A 17,667-nucleotide genomic window follows, 5' to 3' on the forward strand; every position below is an offset into this window, starting at 1 on the left:
CGACTTCCTGGTCTGCAAGTATCGCACAGTCTCCGGGCAATCCGTCGCCCGCACCATCCTGACAGCCGCATTATATAAGTCACGTAGCGGTTTGCTGGAAAGGGCATGTTTCATGGATCACCCATAGGATGCGGACATCAAGCGAGCCGTGAGGTCAGACCAGCCAAGATCAGATGTTTCGGCAGACGCCGACATTGCCCGCGCCCGGAAACACTTGACCGGCATGCAAGATCAGGTGAACCTGTCGTCGAACGGCAGGCACCTAGGAGTGGTTTTAATGTCGGTGTAAACGGGAATGAATTACCGGAGGACAGAATGATTTTCAGACTATATATTAAAGCGTTAGCAATTTTTTCGGCACTTTTGGCATTAGGCGCCCCGGCGGCGGCGGCCACCTTGGATCAGAGTTTTTCGATCAATAGCCAAATCATACCGCGCTCCAACTCCACCTATGCAACTGTCGACTTGCACACTCAGACCGTGGATCGTTTCGACACATCGCTGGGGACGCTTGAGTCCGTGACGCTTAGCTTTGATCTGACGTTCGATGGCGGCATCGCTCTTGGCTATTACAACGATACTTCACAGTCTGGCTATCCGAAATATACCGACGGCACGATCGTCTACCAACTCAGGGACACGATTGCAGATAATAGAGTGCGCGAAGCAGTACATGTCTCCGGATCCACCACTTCAGACAAACAACTTGTCGGCACACTAAGCTACGGAAATAACAGTTATTTTGAAAAAACGGCGTCGGTATCCGACAGGGAGCTCTGGATACTTCCCTATATCGACGCCTACAACGCGCCTGCTGACCGTCAGGTCTTTTTCCGGACTGTGGGGGATGGCCTGTTTGTAAGCGGCACGGCCACTCTTCGCTATGAATATACTCCGGTATCCGCTGTGCCGCTGCCTGCGTCCGGGTTCCTGCTTTTGGCCGGGTTGACGGGGCTAGTCTTTCAGCGTCGCCGTAAAGCTTGAGATACCAGCATCGCTCCAGCGGCGCGAATTCCTGTCTTACTTAATCGGCCAACGGCGGAATAAATCAGCTACGTGTCGGATCGCCAAACGGCATGGCGCGCGCTCTCACCAGATAGCTGACGCATGCCATGGCGCCTTGGCTTTCAGGGCCCGGAAACCGGTCGCGCCCCGCGCTGCTAACGCGTGCCTCTCGAACGGGGCCGGGGGCGATCATCAGCGCCTTACCGTGCCGCGCAAATCAGCCGGTCACCGACGACCAGGAAAGGCAGCTTGCGCGATCCGGTGAGAACCTCGCAGACGATCACGGCGCCGAGCAGGAAGCCGTCGAGCGGGGTCGGGCAGGGATGCGCGTCCGGGGTTCCAAGCGTATTCGGCAGACCCGCCGGAGCGTCGAAGACGACATTCGCCCCCCATCCGCCGCCCTGCGGCGCGACATGGAGGCCCCTGATCGTATCAAGGTTGAGATGCTCCGGCAGGCCGGTGCGCGGCCGGGGCGCCGGAATGCGCCCCGTGGCCTGAAGGGCTGCGATCACGAAATCGAGGAGGTTGGCCTCTCCGTCCGGGCTGTCCGCTGCGGGAAGGGGGGTGGTCGTCTGCGTCATGAGGGCGTCCTTTCGGTTGGTGGTGCGGCGCCGGGAACACCGGGGCCTGACCAGAACCTTGGTCGATGGGCGGCGCGGCCAAAGCGGTGAGGCGAAATTTGTTCTTCCCATTCGCGCGGGTGGCCGGAAGGGATCGCGCGCCCCATGCGCAATCCCTGTTCCGACAGTCGCTCGTGGGGATGTCGGCGCAGGATAGCCGTGCCGGAAACGGGGTGACGCGATGCAATACGCCGGCACCGCGCAACGAGGGGCGGCGGAGAGCCTTGCAGACGGAACCCGGGGCCGCCCGATCTGCGACGTTCCACTGAAAACCCCCCGGACTCCGCCCGACTACGGGCTCTTTCAGGGGATTCCAAGATTCCATGATTCGGGGGCGGATTCGCCGCGCGTTTTCAGATGGTTGCGAGAGCCATGTCGCAGGAATTCCGCCATTTGACGCAAAAACCCGGCCATTTGACGCAGGAATTCCGCGAGATGACGCAAAAGCTCCGTGGAATGACGCAGAAATTCCGCGGCCACGCCGCCCCGGGATTTTCCGTCGGCGGCGCGTCGCACCCACCTTTTTCGGGACCGGGGAACGGCGCGGCATTTCCCCGGTCAGGATGAAACCCGGCCCCGGCGGGAAATCACGATTCTGCGCCGATCGTTTTTCTGCAGCCGGCAATGAACCGATCTCCCTCAAGCGAGCGATGGCCGTCTTCGGTTCACCGCTCCGTCCACCCCCCCTGCGCCCGCAACGAGCGCGCGCACTTCCATGAAAGGTAGAAGACCGTGAAGAAAATCCTCCTCCATGACAGCAATACCGACCGCATCGATGAGGTTCTGCGCCAGGTGAACGGCCGCGCGACCGCACACACGATCACCAGCATGACCGAGGTCGCGAGAATTGCGATGGACGCCGAAGCGGAACTCCTGCGTCGCGGCGCGAGCAGAACGTCGCTCAAGGGCGCAGTGATCATCCATAGACCTGCCGGCCCCGGAAAGACCTACGCCAAGACCGGCCGACGGGTGATCACCACCTGCGTCACTCTCGAGCGCGGCGCGGCGCACTGGGGACTCGTCGAGGTGGAGCGCGATGAGATCCGGGCGGACAGCCCGGAGATCTGCTGCATTCGTCTTCCCGCCGCCGCCACGCAAAAGATTGCAAAAGCGGCCTTCAGCGGCCTGTCTTTCCAGGACCGGGACGGCCGGCCGATCGACGACCTGCTCGGACGGGCTCTCATGCTCGCCCGGCTTCCCTGTGCGAGTATGCACGAAAGGTTCGCGCTCCTGAAGGCGCTGACGGACGGGAGCGGCCATGACCCCGCGGCCATGTGAGCCCGCATCCCGGGGCGATGACATGCCTCACCCTGTGCGGCGGCCCTCCCGGCATGCGCCGGGAGGGCAAAGCGTTCTTCACCCCCCGCCGGCGCGGAGAAAAGCTGGAAGATGCGCTTTTTTCCGCGCCAGCGTTTTTCCGGGCCGATCAGAAAGATCCAATGTTCTGCGCAGGCGCCCGCCGGGCGCCGCATCGCCACCGACAGGCGATGTCCACCCTCTCGAAAAAAGGAGACATCATGTCCGACTTTCTCAACGGCTCCTGCGGCCTCGCGCCTTCCGAAATCATCAGTCTGGCTGACCGGCTCGGCAAGATCATCGCCACGTTCGGCGCTTCGGACCCGGAGTCCATGAATGATTTCTGCATGTATCTGGGCGAAGCGCTGACCGGCAATTATGCCCGTCGGGGCCTGCTGCGCGATCATCTGTCCTACGAGCAGCGCGTGTCCCGTGTCCTGCACGAAGCCATCGACACGCTCGGTGCCGCCTTCTGGCGGGGTTGCGCGGACCTTGGGCCGTATGAAGGCCCCGCTCCCGAAAAGGCGCATCTGCGGGTTGGCGTCATCGCGCTGCTCAAGACTTTCGAGGCCAGGCGCCGGCGCCTGGACGTTTCGGGCTCGGAAATCCTCGACCTGCTGGCCTGGGTTCAGATGATCCTGGCCACCCCTCACCTGTTCGAGCAAAGGCCGGAGATGGCAGACCTTTTGTTGTCGCGCGAACGGGCCTGAGCGTTCACGTCCCCGAATCTCCCATCGACCTGGCTCTGGCGGGCTGACCGCCAGGGCCCCGGCACAGCACGTCGCCAAAGGATCCAACCCGGCAGAATGGGCATGGCCTATACCCCGCACTCGGCGGCGAAGACGCGGCGCCGTAATGAGCCGGGAATTATCGAAAGCCATGCCTTTCCCGGCCCGACCGTAGACCCGCCTTGCGCATGAGGGTTCGCGGCGATCGTAGAGCGCCCGGATCTTCTGCTCGGGGACACCCTGCCCATCCTCACTGGCGCGGGCACGGGCGGCAGCGGTGCTCTCGCGCCTGGGGTGCGGGACTACACAAAATATCGCCTCAAAGTCAGGGTTCGGGGGGCCTTTCGGCCCGGCGCGTCTTGTCGTGGACGCGCCGGACGAAACGCCCCCCGAAGGAATGCGGGGAAGCGGGCAGGAGGGTGCGCCAAGACCTCAACAAAAAAGGAGAGCGCCAATGCTCGACACCCCCGAATTTTCTGTCTCACCTTCGTGCGCCGACTGGCGGGACGACGTGTCATACGGTGACATCGTCCTGTTCCGGTTTCCCGGAGCCGGGCGGCCCGCGGCCGCCCGCCCGGCGGTCCGGCCGTGCCTCGTGCTCGATGTCGAGACGCTCAATACCCGGCGTTGCGCTGTTCTCGTTCCGGCTTTTCCGGCGCACCATGCGGGCGCGTCGGGACGCGCCCTGGTTCTGCGGGGCCGCGCCGAATACGGCCCGGCGGGACTGGAGCGCCCGATGCGGTTTCCGATCCGGTCGCGGCTGATCGTGCCGCTCGAACATGACGGCTTCGCCCCCTCGAAAGCGACCGGGACGCCACTTGTCGGCCGGCTCTGTGGCGATGCGGTCGAGCGCATGAATGTCGAGCGCGCCCGCATTCACGCGCTGCGCGACATTCGCGCCGAGCGGGCTTGCGCGCACGCTCCGCAGCGGCGCGGGGCCCGGCGCGGCCGCGATTTCACGGTCGAGCGCCGCGGACGGCGTCGGCCGATCCCGGCGGCGCCGCACTCCGCCATCCGCAGCGGCGGCTGACGCCACCTCACCTTTCGCCCCCCGGCGCCCGTGACGGCGCCGGGCGCTCCACGCTATCAAGGATCTCTCTCATGACACAGACCACCGAAACCCGCGGCCCCCGGATCTCCGCCCTCGCTCTCTTCCGCCAGATCGCGCCCACCTGCGCGCAGGAAATATCGCATCAGTTGCAGCGCGCCGGCCTCAAGAATTCCCACGACCTCATCACCGCGCTGACACGCGGCCTGGCAAGTTTTGCGCGGCAGCAGGATGTCTGTCTTGCTGCGGATTTCCCGAAGACCTGGCCCGAAGCGTTGCAAATGCTCCGCGCGACCCGCAGCGAGGCTGACTGGGAGAGGTTTCTGCCGCAGACCGTCACTGCGTCACAGGCCGGCGCCCGAACGCTTGCCGTCGGCGCATCGCAGATGATCCGGGTTCTCGAAACCCTGCGTGACGCAGCCGGGATGAGTCCGCGCGTGGCCGTGGCTCTCGGCGCGTGGATCGTGACCGCGGTCGTCATTGCGCATTCGGGGCCGCTTGACGCCGATCTCAGCCTCGAAGAACTCGCCGAACATCTCTGAGCGGGCCTTCCCCTCGGCGGCGGCGTCGCTGAGGGGAAGCCAAAAATACTTTTTGTTCAGTATCTTGGACAAAAAGTGATGACGGCGCTTTCTGCCCGGGGACCGATCAACCGATATGTTACCTGCGACGGCAGAGCATCGGTGTTTCGGTGCCGGGCCCGGTCATCCGGCATTCCGCGAAAGGAGGGGAATGACTGCCGGATTCTATCGCGCGTGAACGAGGCAGCGCGCTGCCGGGGGCTGATCACCCCCTCACGAGGCGACCGACCGGGAACTGGCTGGCAGACCCCGATTCGACCCGTTTGCAGGAGGTCGGTCATGACCGGCTTCCGTTCGCCGTCCCGTCCACCGGCGGGGCAAATTCATGTGGGGGCGGTGGCGCCCACATCCACCATTCACAGCCTGAAACAGGAACACGCATTGCCCTGACCTCGACACCTTGCTCATCCCGTGGTGGGCCGGTCCTCCTCTGCCCCGTTTGGAATCACCGATCATTTTCCCTTGGTCCTCTTTGTCCCTGACACGGAAAAAAGAGGATACCGGCAAATGAACGAGCCCCCCACAGATGAAACACAGCTGCCCGCATTGATCGACCGCGAGCGCCTGATCCGGCGCTGGCAGCATGGCAGCGACAGCTTCTTCTGGCGCCACGAGGCGAGCGGCGCGCTGCGGGCTCTCAGCGACGGCATCAAGGTGCGCTACAGGCTGAGCGATATCTTCGCGTTCGAGGGCGGACAGCCGCCCGACGATCTGATCGGGGAATACGCCTCCGATCTGCTGACCGAGGTCCAGGCCGCCCGGCTTTGCGCGGTCAGGCCGTCATACATCCTGGCGGCCGCGCGATCCGGGGATCTCCCCGTGCGCCGGATCGGGCGCGCCTTCCGCTTTGTCCCGGCCGAACTCGAAGCCTGGCGGGCAAGGCGGTTCGTGAACCGCGAAACCCTGAAAAAGCGCGGCAAGGCAGGCGATGAATGAAACGGGAGGCGAGATTTATGGCCCAAGCTTCGCCCCCCGTTCCGTTCATCTTCAGCGAATGAACGGCCCGGTGGCCGAATGAACATCAACAGAAAGGAATGAACGATGACAATGCACGACTCCCCCCGCCTCAAGACCCTGAACGACGTCCGTCTCCTGCTGCCGACTGTCTATTCCGAAGCGTCCGCGCGGACGCTCGATGCGGCGCTGCGAAAAGCCGAGAAGCTGACCGGCCGGAAACTGTCGCAGCTGCCGGCCGACGAGAACGCCTGGTATTCGGAGTTCCGGAAAATCGTCTGGGCCGGCGCGTTCCGCGGTGCCACCCCGGGCGATCAACAGACTGCCTTCGAGATCTGGGGCAAGAAGATCGCGGCCACGATCCGGCGCACGCAGGCGCATCTGGCGCAGCCGATCGTCGTCGCGGACGAAAGCACGGCCTGGGACCAGATCGTGGATTACGCCGCCGGCGTGGAAAACACCGTCGATGGCGAGGGCATCCGGATACTGCCGAACATGTTCTCGCTGTCGATGATAACGCTGCGCTCGCAATGCCGGTCCCTGCACCCGGGCGCGTTGACCACCGACACCGCGTTCGCGGCGCTTGCGAAATGCCGGGCGGACAAAGTTACGTCCTTGCGCAATGCGATCCGGGCGTTCAACCGGCTCATCCGAGAGCAGAACCGCCATGGCGCGATCGCCCATCTGCTGCCCAATGCACCGATCGGCCCCCTGCCGCTCTTGCGCGACGCAGCGCTGGACTGGAGCCGGTTTACGGACGATTTCCTCGCCTCCCGCGACCGGGCGATTGCAAGAGCCGTTCAGCCGGATCGCAAGGCGCGGCGCGACCGGTTCGACGGTCGTCTTGGAAAGAGCAAGCTCGGGAGCGCCGGCGCGCGGAAAGGCCGCTGGAGAAAGATCCGAAACCCCGACGCCGCGCGCAAGGCGCATCTGAACGCTCTCAGCTGGCTGATCCGGCATGCTTTCCCCGACCGCGAAGTGGCCTACGCGTTCGAGCGCATCGAGGATCTGTTCACGCCTGCGATCGCCACCCGCGCGGTCGATGCCTACATCGCGCGGGCGCGGGCCTCGGAGACGCTGATCGATCCCAACGAGACGGCGTCGGCCGCCACCATCCTCTCGAGGCTCCAGGTCCTGGCCGAGCGCAATGGCTGGGATGAAGATATCGTCTTCGAACTGGAAGATGCCCGGTTCGACCGGGTCGACAGCTACCAGACCCGCGAGATGTCGCAGGAACGCGCGCAGTTCGTCAAGCTGGTGCAGCGCGACCCTTCCGTCGCCCGCGCCATCGTCTCCGGCCCCCGGCGGCTGGCTGGCGAAGCACAACTGGTCTTCGACGATTGGGACGGCTTCAGGACGCGCGAGCGTGAAGAGGCCCTGCACCTTTCCATGGGCGCCTGCCTGCTCGCGCTGCAACTCGCCCGCGCGGTGCGCAGCAAGAACCTCAACGGCTTGCTCATCGATGGTCCCGACGCCGAGCTCGTGCGCCCGCTTCGCGATGCAAAGCCCTGGCTCGACATCCATCGCGGGCGCGTCAAGAACCGCCGGCCGATCGAAGGGGAAATCCCCGAGCGCCACTGGAAAGTCATCGTCGCCTGGCTCGATCAGGGTCTGCCGAAATGGTGCGCGAAACACGGCATCGATTTCAACGATAACGAGTTGCTGCTTCCCGGCCCGGCCGGCGTTCTGTCGCGCCAGATGTACAACCGGATCTGGAACCGCTGCGTGGATCGTCTCGGCGTGCCGGGCCTGCAGCCGCACATGATGCGCCACGTCGCGGCGACAATCTGGCTGGCCGCGAATCCCGGCGACTACGCGACAGTCGCGGCGTTCCTCTGCGACAAGATCTCGACGGTCGAGAAATTCTACGCGCGCGGGGAAGGAGCGGCCGCGGCCAGGCTTTTCGCCGAAGCGCTCGAGGCGCTCGACCCCACGCTCCGGTCTTTCCTGAAAAGAGGATGATCATGAACAAGAACCGCACAAGAAGACCAGAAGACCTCGCCCGGCGCATGCCCCATGTTCCCGCGGCCGTCGTCGCGCGGATGCAGGACCATCTGCGCCAGGGCGCGCCACTCCAGCGCGGCATGCCCGCCGTGCTGGAGGATTTCCACGCGCGCCTGGAGGCGGCCGGTCTGGCGCCCGAGCAGGCAGGCCCGGAGATCTTCCGGGCCGTGGGCGCCTCCCGTTCGCGTTTCCGCTGCCTCGTTGCGGCGCTCCGGCAATTCGCGCCGGAGACGCCGCTGGCGGCGTCCATCCCTGTCAAGCAGGAGTGGGATCACTGGCTCAACGAAAGATACAACAAGAAGGCTCCGGCGAAGCGCGTATCGCGGCACGTCGGGCTGCCGCCCGAGGCATGGCCGGAGTCCTGGCAGTCGGCGCTCGCCTGTCTCGATCGCAGCGTGCGCCCATACGGAACCCGCCTGCGCAAGCTCGCTCCGCGCACCCGGGCAGGCGTGATCAGCGCGGTCGGTCTGCTTGCCCGGTCGCGCGAATGGGCTGCGGATCGCGGGGTCGAGATACCCGCTCTCCCCTCCGGGGACCTGTTCGCGGGATTCCTGCACTATCTCGAAGAGGAACGCGCTGTCAGTTTTGGGACCGCGCGCGACTATCTCGAGAGCGCGCGGATGTTTTTTCTGCGCGCCGGGCTGTTCGACGAGGCGAGCTACGAAGCCCTCGCAGACCTGATCGCCGCCCTTGCCGAGGAAGCGGCGGAGAGCGATCCCGGGAAATGGGCCCGGCTCAGAGAGTTTCGCACGGCCTTTTCGCTCGCGGATCCCCTCAAGCTCGCACTGGCCTGCTCAGCAGAGGCGAAGACCCTCGCCGGCAACTCGGTCAAGGCGGCGAAGCTCCGGCAGAAGGCAATGATCTACGCGCTGCTGGTCAATACCGGCGACCGGCAGGGGGATCTGCGGTTTTATCGCATCGACATCGATCTTGTCCGCGACGCGGCTGGCGACTGGCGCCACGGCATCCGGCAGGGCAAGACGGGCAAGGCCAAGGAGGTCGATGCGCTCTGGCCCGGCGCCTCCGCGCTGATCGACAGCCACATTCTCGGGGATCGGCCGGAGTGGCGGCTACCCGGTCGGCTCGCCGAAATCGAGGGGATGAACCTGCTGACGCTGTCCGATCACGTCGTCGGCAAGGGTTACATCAATCGACGCCTGGCGGCGGATTTCGACATCCATGGCCACCTGGTGCGTACGCTCATCGCCGATCTCATTCGCCGCACCCGTCCCGAGGCGCTCTGGGCGCTGCAAGCGATGCTCGGCCATACCGACCGGCATACCCAAAAGGTCTATCGCTCGGAGTTCGACGAGAGCAAAGCCGTCCAGGAATTCGACGCGCTTGTCGGCCAGCTCAGCGCGCCGCAATCGTGAGGCCGGGCCATGCCTCTTCGCCAAAACCCGGCCACCTTCGCGAACGGCGCCGCCGCGCGACCCGGACGCGATCACGCTCTACAAGAACGCCGGCGGCGCGCATTTCGACCTGCTCGTCGCCGGGGAAGTGTTTGGCGGGCGAGACTGGATGAAGCTGGCCTCCGCCCGCCGGACCTTTTCGGAATAGAAGGTGCGCAACGTCAGCTGGTATTCGCTTCCGAGCCGCCGGACATCACGGTCCGGTTGGCATCGCGCGACATCACTTCCCGGTCCTTCAGAAGAGCAAGACGGCTCACCAGAACCATGATAATCGGGGCGGCCCGGATGATTGACGTGCTCGTTCTCTCAGGTGACCCTTCGAAAACCTCGATCCTGCCCGCATAGCCTTCCGTTGAGCCGTCTAAAGAGCCGTCCATTTTGCCGTCCCATCCTGCCTAATCTCGACAGCAGGACTCGCACAAAGGCGCTTTTACGTCTGAAGCTGGAGTTCTCCGCTACGGTTGTCTGGCTGGGAGAGGAGCGGAATCACATGAAGGCATCGAAGTTTTCAGACGCGCTGCTACGGTCAGGTGGTGCACACGATCAACTTTCCAATCCGGAACAATGGACGCAGGCCAGTCGTCTCATCAAGTTCAGCCTGATCCTTCAGAGCCGGGAAAATATCGCGATCTGAGCCAGAGAGTGAATTATCCTCGCCTTCTTCGGGTGCTGCGCCGCGCTTTCGTGCCGAACTCTTGATCATGTCTTTAACCTCATACCTGAACGTCTTACTTCTCGTCGCGGGCCAATTGCCCGGAGATCGTGACAGAATTCTGACGACTTCGGGCGGGGGCCGGCTGAAACCAGGAAACAGTCTATTTCTTTAGACAAGTGCGTTCAGAGGTGCGAGCGGATCATTCGCAAGCGCCTCGGCGATCCCCCTGACAGGAGCGGTGGCGCCGTCTTTACACCGCGCCGGAAAGGCTACCGTTCCCTGGCCTGACGCCCGCGTCCTCCAGCCCCTCGCGATCCGGCAGGTCGCGCAGGCTTTCGAGGCCGAAAGCGAGCAGGAACCGCTCGGTCGTCACGAAGGTATAGGGCGCGCCGCGGCGGGGGGCGCGGGGGCCGGTGGCGATGAGGCCGCGGGCGTGCAGACGGCCGATCAGGTCGCGCCCGATCTCGCGCCCGAAGATCTCCTTCAGCCCGTCGCGGGTGATCGGCTGGCGATAGGCGATGGCGGCGAGCACCGCGATGTCGTATTCGCGAAGATCGAGCGCCTGGTCGCCGACATCCGCGGCCGCCCGGATCGCCGGCGCGTGGGCCGCGCGGGTGCGCAGCATCCAGCCGCCCGCCACCCGCGCCACCTCGAAGGCGCGCCCTTCGAGATCGGCGGCGAGGTCCTCGACCAGCAGGTCGACCGACGCCCCCTGCCCCACCACGCGGGCCAGGTCCTCGCGCGGCACGGGCGCGGCGCTGGCGAACAGCACCGCCTCGACCCTGTGCATCCATTCCCGCCAGCGCAACTCGGGCGGCAGGTCGGCCAGTTCGCGGTCCAGCTCGGGCTCGGCTCGGGTCTTCGCCACGCTCACACCCCGTAGAGCCGGAACGTGTCGCGCCCGGTCAGCTCGCGCACCGCGCCGAGGTCCACCAGCCGGTCGCAGAGCCGGCGCGCCGCCCGGTCCGGCAGGAGCAGCGCCGCGGGCGCCGCCGCGTCGCGGGTCAGGAATATCTCGACCGCCGCCGCGGCGCCTTTCGCGCGCAGCTTCGGCGCCACCGCGTTCAGGCGCGCCGCCCTCCGCGCCAGATCCGCGGCAAGGCGCAGGGCCTCGGCCGCCGCGAGCGTCGCCGCGCGATGGCAGGCGACCCTGAGATCATCGCCCCGCTTGCGCAGATCGGCGCGCTTCAGACCGTTGACGAGCAGCGGCGCCGGACGGGCCCAGCCCAGGGCCTGCGCCAGCGCCGCATCGGCGAGGATGAGACCGGCCGCCTCGGCGCGCGGGCGCTCCGCCAGAACCGTCTCGAGCACCGAAGAGGCGCGCGCGACGGGCGCCTCCGCGCGCCCCGCGTCGAGCCAGATCGCGATCCGCCGCTCGTCCTCGCCGGGCAGGGCCCGGGCCAGGGCCCCGGGCGACGCCGGCCGCGCCACCGCGCGCCGCCAGGACAGGTAGATCTCGCCGGCCGGGCCGGGCAGGTCCCCGAGCCTCAGCAGGTGCGCCGCGTCGCGCAATTCCCCCGCCCGTTCGGGGCGCCCCGCGAAGGCCGCGCACGCCGCGGCGGCGCGCAGCGCCAGGCGGTCCCGCAGCAGCGCCCCGGGCGTCGTTTCCGCCGAGAGCGCCAGATGCAGATGCGCAAGGGCGGCCCCCGAGAGGAACGCCGCGTCTTCAGGGGTTTCGGCCCGTCTCAAGGCGACCCAGCCCGGCATCCGGGATAGTGTCTCGAGGCTCGGCTCGTGGAGGATGGGCTCGGGTTTCATGTTCAGAGCCTATCTTGCCGCGGCGCTTATGGCCACAAGATATCGCACAAACCGCCCCATCCTGCCGCACAGTGTCGTGTCCAATAAGTTTGCATTATCGGACATAAATGGATAGGCTGGCAAACAGGCGCAGAATTCGGGAATTTCCGGGGAAAGATGGCCACAGGGGACGAGAAATCGACGTCATCGCGCTCTGGCGCGTTCCATGATGCTCAGCGTCGTCGTTCTGGCGACAAGAACGACGCAGACGAGAGAGAGCAGGCGCAAGGCGATGCCATCGCCTTGCCCGCGCATGTCGCAGGGTCCGGCACGCTCGACCGGCTGGTCGACACGGCGCGGGATTATGCCCGGGCTGCGGCGTCCGAGAACACGTTGAAGGCCTACGCCAAGGACTGGGCCCACTTTGCGCGCTGGTGCCGGCTGAAAGGCGCGGACCCCCTGCCCCCGTCGCCCGAGATGATTGGTCTCTACCTTGCAGATCTGGCAACGCCCACAGGCAAGAGCCCTGCCCTTCTGGTCTCGACCATCGAGCGACGTCTCTCGGGCCTTGCCTGGCACTATGCGCAACGGGGCTTCACCCTGGATCGCAGGAACCGCCATATCGCCACGGTTATGGCGGGCATCAAACGCAGGCATGCGCGCCCACCGGTTCAGAAGGAAGCGATCCTGCGCGATGACATCCTGGCGATGATCGCCACCCTGCCCCATGACCTGCGCGGGCTGCGGGATCGGGCGATCCTGCTTCTGGGTTACGCCGGCGGGCTGCGCCGCTCCGAGATCGTCAGCCTCGACGTTCACAAGGACGACACACCGGATTCGGGCGGCTGGGTCGATATCCTCGACGGCGGCGCCCTGCTCACGCTCAACGCCAAGACCGGCTGGCGCGAGGTCGAGATCGGGCGTGGGTCAAGCGATCAAACCTGCCCCGTCCATGCGCTGGAGCAATGGCTGCATTTCGCCCGGATCGATTTCGGACCCGTCTTCACGCGCACCTCGCGCGACGGGAAGCGGGCGCTGGACGCCCGCCTTTCCGACAAACACGTCGCGCGGCTGATCAAGCGATGCGTGCTCGACGCCGGCATCCGCCCGGAGCTGTCGCAGAAGGACCGCCTCGCGCTGTTTTCGGGCCACTCCTTGCGCGCCGGGCTCGCCAGCGCGGCGGAAGTCGACGAGCGCCATGTCCAGAAGCAGCTCGGCCACGCCTCCGCCGAGATGACCCGCCGCTACCAGCGTCGCCGCGATAGGTTCCGCGTCAACCTGACCAAGGCGGCGGGGCTATAGGCCCGCCCCGCGGCCGCGCTCAGTTGTCGTAATAGGAGTTGTACGCCCCGTAGCTGTCGCCATAGCCGTAGCGCTTCATGCCCCGCGCGCTGATCTGGCCGAGCACCAGCCCCGAGACCCGCACGTTGACCCCTTCGAGCGAGCGCAGCCCCTCGCGGACCTGGCGCTGCGAGGTGCTGTCCCATTTGACCGTGTAGAGGATCGCATCGACCAGCTGGCCGATCACCCGCGCGTCGGGCACCGCCAGCACCGGGGGCGTGTCGATGATGATGTAGTCATACCGCTCGCGCAGCCCCTTGAGGAAGTCGCTGAACCGGTCGGACGAGAACACGTCGGCGGCGTTGGCCTTGGTGCGCTCGGCCACCAGCAAATCGGCGCCCAGGGTGGGTTCGTGGACCACCGCGCTGTCAAAGGGCGCGTCGCCGCTCAGCACCGACATCATCCCCTTGCGGTCGGTGATGTCGAAATACTCCGCGAAGATGCGCCGCCGCATGTCGCCCTCGATCAGGAGCACGTTCTTGCCCATGCCCGACAGGTTCTGCGCCAGCGCGAGCGATTGCGTCGTCTTGCCCTCGCCCGGCACCGAGGAGGTCGACATGATGATCTGCGGCGGATGGTCGAGATCGGACAACAGCACCGAGGTGCGCAGGTTGCGGATCGCCTCGGCGGCGGCCGAGGTCGGTTTCTCGGAGAGGTATTTCAGCACGTTCCGGCGCCGGCGCGCCGGAATCGCGGGGATCTGTCCCAGCACCGGGTAGCCGGTGCGCGCCTCGAGATCCTCGGCGAGACGGAAGGTGTTCTGCGCGAATTCGCGCGCCAGCACCAGCGCCGCGCCGGCCAGCGCCCCGAGGATCAGCGACAGCGCCAGGATCACCATCTTGCGCGGCTCGGACGGAGAGAGCGGGATCACCGCCTGGCTCAGCACCCGGCTGTCGGCCTGCTGGATGCCCTGCTGGATCGAGGTCTCCTTGAGCCGGTTGAGGAAGGATTCGTAGATCAGCCGGCTGGCCTCGGCCTCGCGCTCGAACTGCTGGAGCGTGACGAGATCGGCGGATTGCTCCGCGATCTGCTTCTCCTGGGTGGTGATCGACCCTTCCAGCGCCGCAATCTGGTTTTCGGCGCGGGTCACGTCCAGCTCCGCGCGCTCAAGCACCTGCCGGAAGCGCGCATCGAAAGCGGTGCGGTCGCCCTCCTCCATCATCCGCAACAGGCGGGTGAGCGTGGCGTCGCGCGCGACCTCGGCCATGGTTTCGGGATCGCCCGTCGCCTGCGCCGCCTCGAGCTCGGCGACCCGGGCGGCGGCGGCCGCGCGGCTGTCCTGCGTCGCGCGCAGCCGGTCGCGGCTCTCCTTCAGCTGCCGGTTCAGCGCCGCCAGCGCCTCGGGGCTGATGAGATCGGTGCCCGCGTTGAACTCCTTGACCGCGGCCTGCGCGTCCTCGAGATCCGCCTGCAATTCGCCGACGCGGGCGCTCAGCCACTGGGTCGCCTTCTCGGTGGCGGCGAACTTCACCTCGATCTGGTCGAGAATGTAGAGATCGGCCAGCGTGTTGGCGAGCGCGGCGGCCATCTCGGGATCCTCGCTCTCGGCGGTGATGCGGAAGACGTAGCTCTGGCGCACGTTCGACACCGATATCCTGTTGCGCACCTCGTCGATCACCGAATCGAGGATCTCGCGCTCGCGCGGAGCCGACGCCTCGCCCCGGCCAAGCACGGCCCCGATCAGACCGCCCAGCGAAAACCCCTCGTCGGGGCGCAGCCGGTAGTTGAACTCGGGGTCGTTCACCAGATCGAGCTGCTTCACCAGCTTCTCGATCAGGCCGCGGGCGCGGATCACCTCGACCTCTGTGTTGATGGTGGCCTGGTCGCCGGAGAGCCCGCTCATCACGCTCTCCATGTCGAGCACCTGCTCCTTGCGGCTTTCCAGCATCACCACCGAATGGGCCCGGTAGATCGGCGTCGCCATGACGAAGGCGTAATAGCCGCCCAGCACGAACGCGATCCCCGCCGCCAGCGCGATCCAGAGCTTGCCGCGCCAGAGCGTGCGGAGCAGCTCGCCGAGATTGATCTCGCCCTCGCCGGCCTCGGAGGGCGGGCGGGTGGCGTCGCTGGCCGGCGTGATGTCTTTCATGAACTGCATTCGCCCCCGGCGCGAAAAAAACCTGGGGTGATGTCACACAACGCGCGGCCAAAGGCAATGAGCGAGGGCCGCGCGGGCGGGTTTTCCCGCCGGTCCGAGCCCCGCGTGCGGGCCGCGCGGCCCCCCGGCCCTTGCTTCCCGGCCTTGGCGACTCATATAACGACGCATCACCTTTTCCTGCCGCTCCGGATGCCCGTCTTGCCAGTGCGCCCCTTCCTGCCGTTCCGCAAATCCGCCGCGCCCGACGCCGGGAGCGCCGGGCGCAGCCTCGCGCCCACGCAGCCGCTCTATGCGATCGGCGACATCCACGGCAGCAGCGCGCTGGTCGAGCCGCTGCTGGCGCGGATCGACGCGGATATCGTCGAGGCCGGGCATGCCGATCCGCACCTGGTCTTTCTCGGCGATTACGTCGATCGCGGCGACGGTTCGGCCTCCGTGCTCGAACATCTGCGCGCCCTGCAGGCCGACCTGCCCGGCTCGGTCACCTGTTTGATGGGCAACCATGAGCGCATGATGCTCGACTTTCTCGACGACCCGGCCGGGCGCGGCGCGCGCTGGCTGGCCAATGGCGGGCTGCAGACGCTGGCGAGCTTCGGGGTCGGCGGCATCGGCGCGCGGCCCTCGCTCGAGGACATGAGCGACGCCGCCGAGGCGCTGCACGCCGCCCTGCCCGCGGGGCTCGAGGCCTGGCTGCGCGCCCTGCCCCTCTGGTGGCAGAGCGGCAACGTGGTCTGCGTCCATGCCGCGATGAACCCTGAAAAACCGCCCGAGGCGCAGGACAACCGCGCCCTGCTCTGGGGGCACCGCCGGTTCTTCGAGATCCCGCGCGAGGACGGGCTCTGGGTGGTGCATGGTCACACCATCACCCGCGAGCCCACAGTCGCGGGCGGGCGCATCGCGGTCGACACCGGGGCCTATCATTCCGGGCGGCTGACGGCGGCGGCGATCACCGAGGGCGGCTGCCGCTTTCTCTAGCCGCCCGCCCGCTTCTTCACGAACCCGAGGAAGGCCGCGCCGGGCGCGCGCAGCCGCGGCTGCCCCGAACGCACCCACCAGGCGCGCCACTCGGCCTCGAGCGCGTGCACGTCCGCGCCGGGCATCAGCGCGCGCGCCTCTTCCAGCGCCTCCGCACCGATCCGCGGCCCCTGCCCCGGCTCGATCACCTGGTCGCGCCGCGCAAAGCGGATCAGGTCGCCCGGCTCCTCGTGGAGCGTGTAATCCGGCAGATGCTGGTTCTGAATCATGTCGCGCAGCATCTTGCGGAACACCCGGCGCGGCGAGGCGGAACCCGATTTCTTGAGCAGCGTGTCCACCGACGCGCGCCATTCCGCCTGCCGCCCGCAATGCTTGCGCGCGAGTTCATAGATTCGCCGCTCGAGCGGCTTGCGCAAGGAAAAGTAGTCGCGGCTCAGCGTCAGCACCGATTTCGCGCAGACCGCGCGAAAGAGCCACTCGCTCAGCGTCACGGTCACGCTGATCATCCGCCCCCCGCGCGAGCGGCGCAGGATCTGCCAGCCCTCGATCAGCCCGAAACCGGTGGTGACCTCCTGCCCGCCGGTCTCCACGTTGGTGGTGATGCGCGTGCCCGCCAGCCGCTCGAAGGCCTCGCGCAGCCGGCGATAGGCGTCTCCGCTGGTCTCGCGCCCGGTGGCCAGCAGCAGGTCATGCGCGGTGAGCGTGAGCGTGCGCGCCACCGCGCGCCCGGCGTTGAGCGCCGCCATCAACTGGCTGATGCAGAAGATCAGGATGTCCTTGTCGTGGATGGTGGCCAGCCCGCGCACGCTCGGCGTGACGGTGATGCGCGTGCCGTTATGCTCGTAGTCGAGGATGCGCCGGTCGGGCCGGGTGGAGAGGCTGAAGACCGGATGCTCCATGCTCGCCAGGTCGTCCTTGGGGATCGCCCCCCAGATGTCGCAGACAAACAGGTCGCCCATGCCCTGCGCTCGCGCCACTGCCTGCCCGCTCATACTGCCCGCCCATCTGCCTGCCGCCTCCTTCGTTCCGTGTGCCCGGACTTCATCGGAGGGAATCGTGGTTTCAGTGACGCCACCCTAGAAGTTATCCACAGGCCCTGTCCAGCGCCGGGGCGCCCGCGCATCGGGGGATCGGAGTCGGGTTGTCGGGGGATCAGAGTCGCCCTGTCGGGGGTTCGGAATCGCCCGGACATCGAAAATCCGCCCGAAACCCA

At 66.5% G+C, this 17,667-nt stretch carries 18 protein-coding genes; 12 read left to right on the plus strand and 6 right to left on the minus strand.

The annotated features are described in order from the left end of the window. The first annotated feature begins 315 nt into the window (after positions 1-315). Positions 316-984: a VPLPA-CTERM sorting domain-containing protein gene (locus tag D6850_RS18150; protein WP_166434127.1), complete on the plus strand. Its 669-nt coding sequence runs from the start codon at positions 316-318 to the stop codon at positions 982-984. Between the two features lie 221 nt (positions 985-1,205). On the opposite strand, the gene D6850_RS18155 is transcribed toward D6850_RS18150, so the two are convergent. Further along, positions 1,206-1,586 carry a hypothetical protein gene (locus tag D6850_RS18155; RefSeq protein WP_121169037.1) on the minus strand — a complete coding sequence of 127 codons (381 nt, stop codon included), beginning with the start codon at positions 1,584-1,586 and terminating at the stop codon, positions 1,206-1,208. A 411-nt stretch (positions 1,587-1,997) separates the two neighbouring features. Between D6850_RS18155 and D6850_RS19345 the strand changes: the two genes are divergently transcribed. From D6850_RS19345 to D6850_RS18190, 8 genes are all read left to right on the plus strand, one after another. Beyond that, positions 1,998-2,192 carry a hypothetical protein gene (locus D6850_RS19345; RefSeq protein ID WP_147438932.1) on the plus strand — a complete coding sequence of 65 codons (195 nt, stop codon included), beginning with the start codon at positions 1,998-2,000 and terminating at the stop codon, positions 2,190-2,192. Between the two features lie 165 nt (positions 2,193-2,357). Further along, positions 2,358-2,903: a hypothetical protein gene (locus D6850_RS18160; protein WP_121169038.1), complete on the plus strand. Its 546-nt coding sequence runs from the start codon at positions 2,358-2,360 to the stop codon at positions 2,901-2,903. A gap of 53 nt (positions 2,904-2,956) precedes the next feature. After that, positions 2,957-3,631 (plus strand): hypothetical protein, encoded by a 675-nt coding sequence (locus D6850_RS18165; protein WP_121169039.1) that lies wholly within the window; start codon positions 2,957-2,959, stop codon positions 3,629-3,631. A 472-nt stretch (positions 3,632-4,103) separates the two neighbouring features. After that, positions 4,104-4,679, plus strand: a complete 576-nt coding sequence (locus tag D6850_RS18170) for a hypothetical protein (RefSeq protein ID WP_121169040.1) — start codon at positions 4,104-4,106, stop codon at positions 4,677-4,679. 71 nt (positions 4,680-4,750) lie between these two features. Next, the gene (locus D6850_RS18175) at positions 4,751-5,239 is read left to right on the plus strand and encodes a hypothetical protein (protein WP_121169041.1); all 489 of its coding nucleotides are present in this window, start codon (positions 4,751-4,753) and stop codon (positions 5,237-5,239) included. A gap of 546 nt (positions 5,240-5,785) precedes the next feature. After that, positions 5,786-6,214: a helix-turn-helix domain-containing protein gene (locus tag D6850_RS18180; RefSeq protein WP_121169042.1), complete on the plus strand. Its 429-nt coding sequence runs from the start codon at positions 5,786-5,788 to the stop codon at positions 6,212-6,214. Positions 6,215-6,319: 105 nt separating this feature from the next. After that, positions 6,320-8,194, plus strand: a complete 1,875-nt coding sequence (locus tag D6850_RS18185) for a site-specific integrase (protein WP_147438933.1) — start codon at positions 6,320-6,322, stop codon at positions 8,192-8,194. Positions 8,195-8,241: 47 nt separating this feature from the next. Then, on the plus strand, positions 8,242-9,609 hold the full coding sequence (locus D6850_RS18190; protein WP_166434128.1) for a site-specific integrase: 1,368 nt from the start codon (positions 8,242-8,244) through the stop codon (positions 9,607-9,609). Between the two features lie 200 nt (positions 9,610-9,809). Here D6850_RS18190 and D6850_RS18200 read toward each other — a convergent pair whose 3' ends face one another. After that, positions 9,810-10,025, minus strand: a complete 216-nt coding sequence (locus tag D6850_RS18200; RefSeq protein ID WP_121169046.1) for a hypothetical protein — start codon at positions 10,023-10,025, stop codon at positions 9,810-9,812. Positions 10,026-10,138: 113 nt separating this feature from the next. Here D6850_RS18200 and D6850_RS19590 point away from each other — a divergent pair, with 113 nt between their 5' ends. Next, complete coding sequence (locus D6850_RS19590) at positions 10,139-10,282, plus strand: hypothetical protein (protein ID WP_166434129.1); 144 nt, start codon at positions 10,139-10,141, stop codon at positions 10,280-10,282. Positions 10,283-10,553: 271 nt separating this feature from the next. On the opposite strand, the gene scpB is transcribed toward D6850_RS19590, so the two are convergent. Continuing rightward, positions 10,554-11,171, minus strand: a complete 618-nt coding sequence (scpB, locus tag D6850_RS18205; RefSeq protein WP_121169088.1) for an SMC-Scp complex subunit ScpB — start codon at positions 11,169-11,171, stop codon at positions 10,554-10,556. Between the two features lie 2 nt (positions 11,172-11,173). Next, positions 11,174-12,061, minus strand: coding sequence for a DUF1403 family protein (locus tag D6850_RS18210; protein WP_121169047.1), 888 nt, complete (start codon positions 12,059-12,061; stop codon positions 11,174-11,176). A 156-nt stretch (positions 12,062-12,217) separates the two neighbouring features. Between D6850_RS18210 and D6850_RS18215 the strand changes: the two genes are divergently transcribed. Continuing rightward, positions 12,218-13,342, plus strand: a complete 1,125-nt coding sequence (locus tag D6850_RS18215; protein WP_121169048.1) for a tyrosine-type recombinase/integrase — start codon at positions 12,218-12,220, stop codon at positions 13,340-13,342. Positions 13,343-13,361: 19 nt separating this feature from the next. Here D6850_RS18215 and D6850_RS18220 read toward each other — a convergent pair whose 3' ends face one another. Next, positions 13,362-15,479 carry a GumC family protein gene (locus D6850_RS18220; protein WP_245964259.1) on the minus strand — a complete coding sequence of 706 codons (2,118 nt, stop codon included), beginning with the start codon at positions 15,477-15,479 and terminating at the stop codon, positions 13,362-13,364. Positions 15,480-15,668: 189 nt separating this feature from the next. Here D6850_RS18220 and D6850_RS18225 point away from each other — a divergent pair, with 189 nt between their 5' ends. Then, complete coding sequence (locus tag D6850_RS18225) at positions 15,669-16,454, plus strand: metallophosphoesterase (RefSeq protein ID WP_121169049.1); 786 nt, start codon at positions 15,669-15,671, stop codon at positions 16,452-16,454. Here the strand turns inward: D6850_RS18225 and D6850_RS18230 are convergent. Continuing rightward, positions 16,451-17,446: a replication initiator protein A gene (locus D6850_RS18230; protein ID WP_121169050.1), complete on the minus strand. Its 996-nt coding sequence runs from the start codon at positions 17,444-17,446 to the stop codon at positions 16,451-16,453. The two genes, D6850_RS18225 and D6850_RS18230, sit on opposite strands and share 4 nt — an antisense overlap. Positions 17,447-17,667 lie beyond the last annotated feature (221 nt).

Origin of the sequence: Roseovarius spongiae (genome assembly GCF_003651245.1) — a bacterium.
GTDB lineage: Bacteria > Pseudomonadota > Alphaproteobacteria > Rhodobacterales > Rhodobacteraceae > Roseovarius > Roseovarius spongiae.

What these genes read in the sequence shown, in the direction of transcription:
- D6850_RS18230 (WP_121169050.1), bottom strand. Translation starts at nt 17,446, where the DNA reads ATGAGCGGGCAGGCAGTGGCGCGAGCGCAGGGCATGGGCGACCTGTTT.
- D6850_RS19590 (WP_166434129.1), top strand. Translation starts at nt 10,139, where the DNA reads ATGAAGGCATCGAAGTTTTCAGACGCGCTGCTACGGTCAGGTGGTGCA.
- D6850_RS18190 (WP_166434128.1), top strand. Translation starts at nt 8,242, where the DNA reads ATGCCCCATGTTCCCGCGGCCGTCGTCGCGCGGATGCAGGACCATCTG.
- D6850_RS18155 (WP_121169037.1), bottom strand. Translation starts at nt 1,586, where the DNA reads ATGACGCAGACGACCACCCCCCTTCCCGCAGCGGACAGCCCGGACGGA.
- D6850_RS18220 (WP_245964259.1), bottom strand. Translation starts at nt 15,479, where the DNA reads ATGCAGTTCATGAAAGACATCACGCCGGCCAGCGACGCCACCCGCCCG.
- D6850_RS18215 (WP_121169048.1), top strand. Translation starts at nt 12,218, where the DNA reads ATGGCCACAGGGGACGAGAAATCGACGTCATCGCGCTCTGGCGCGTTC.
- D6850_RS18150 (WP_166434127.1), top strand. Translation starts at nt 316, where the DNA reads ATGATTTTCAGACTATATATTAAAGCGTTAGCAATTTTTTCGGCACTT.
- D6850_RS18175 (WP_121169041.1), top strand. Translation starts at nt 4,751, where the DNA reads ATGACACAGACCACCGAAACCCGCGGCCCCCGGATCTCCGCCCTCGCT.
- D6850_RS18165 (WP_121169039.1), top strand. Translation starts at nt 2,957, where the DNA reads ATGCGCCGGGAGGGCAAAGCGTTCTTCACCCCCCGCCGGCGCGGAGAA.
- D6850_RS18210 (WP_121169047.1), bottom strand. Translation starts at nt 12,061, where the DNA reads ATGAAACCCGAGCCCATCCTCCACGAGCCGAGCCTCGAGACACTATCC.
- D6850_RS19345 (WP_147438932.1), top strand. Translation starts at nt 1,998, where the DNA reads ATGTCGCAGGAATTCCGCCATTTGACGCAAAAACCCGGCCATTTGACG.
- D6850_RS18180 (WP_121169042.1), top strand. Translation starts at nt 5,786, where the DNA reads ATGAACGAGCCCCCCACAGATGAAACACAGCTGCCCGCATTGATCGAC.
- D6850_RS18170 (WP_121169040.1), top strand. Translation starts at nt 4,104, where the DNA reads ATGCTCGACACCCCCGAATTTTCTGTCTCACCTTCGTGCGCCGACTGG.
- D6850_RS18225 (WP_121169049.1), top strand. Translation starts at nt 15,669, where the DNA reads ATGCCCGTCTTGCCAGTGCGCCCCTTCCTGCCGTTCCGCAAATCCGCC.
- D6850_RS18200 (WP_121169046.1), bottom strand. Translation starts at nt 10,025, where the DNA reads ATGGACGGCTCTTTAGACGGCTCAACGGAAGGCTATGCGGGCAGGATC.
- D6850_RS18185 (WP_147438933.1), top strand. Translation starts at nt 6,320, where the DNA reads ATGACAATGCACGACTCCCCCCGCCTCAAGACCCTGAACGACGTCCGT.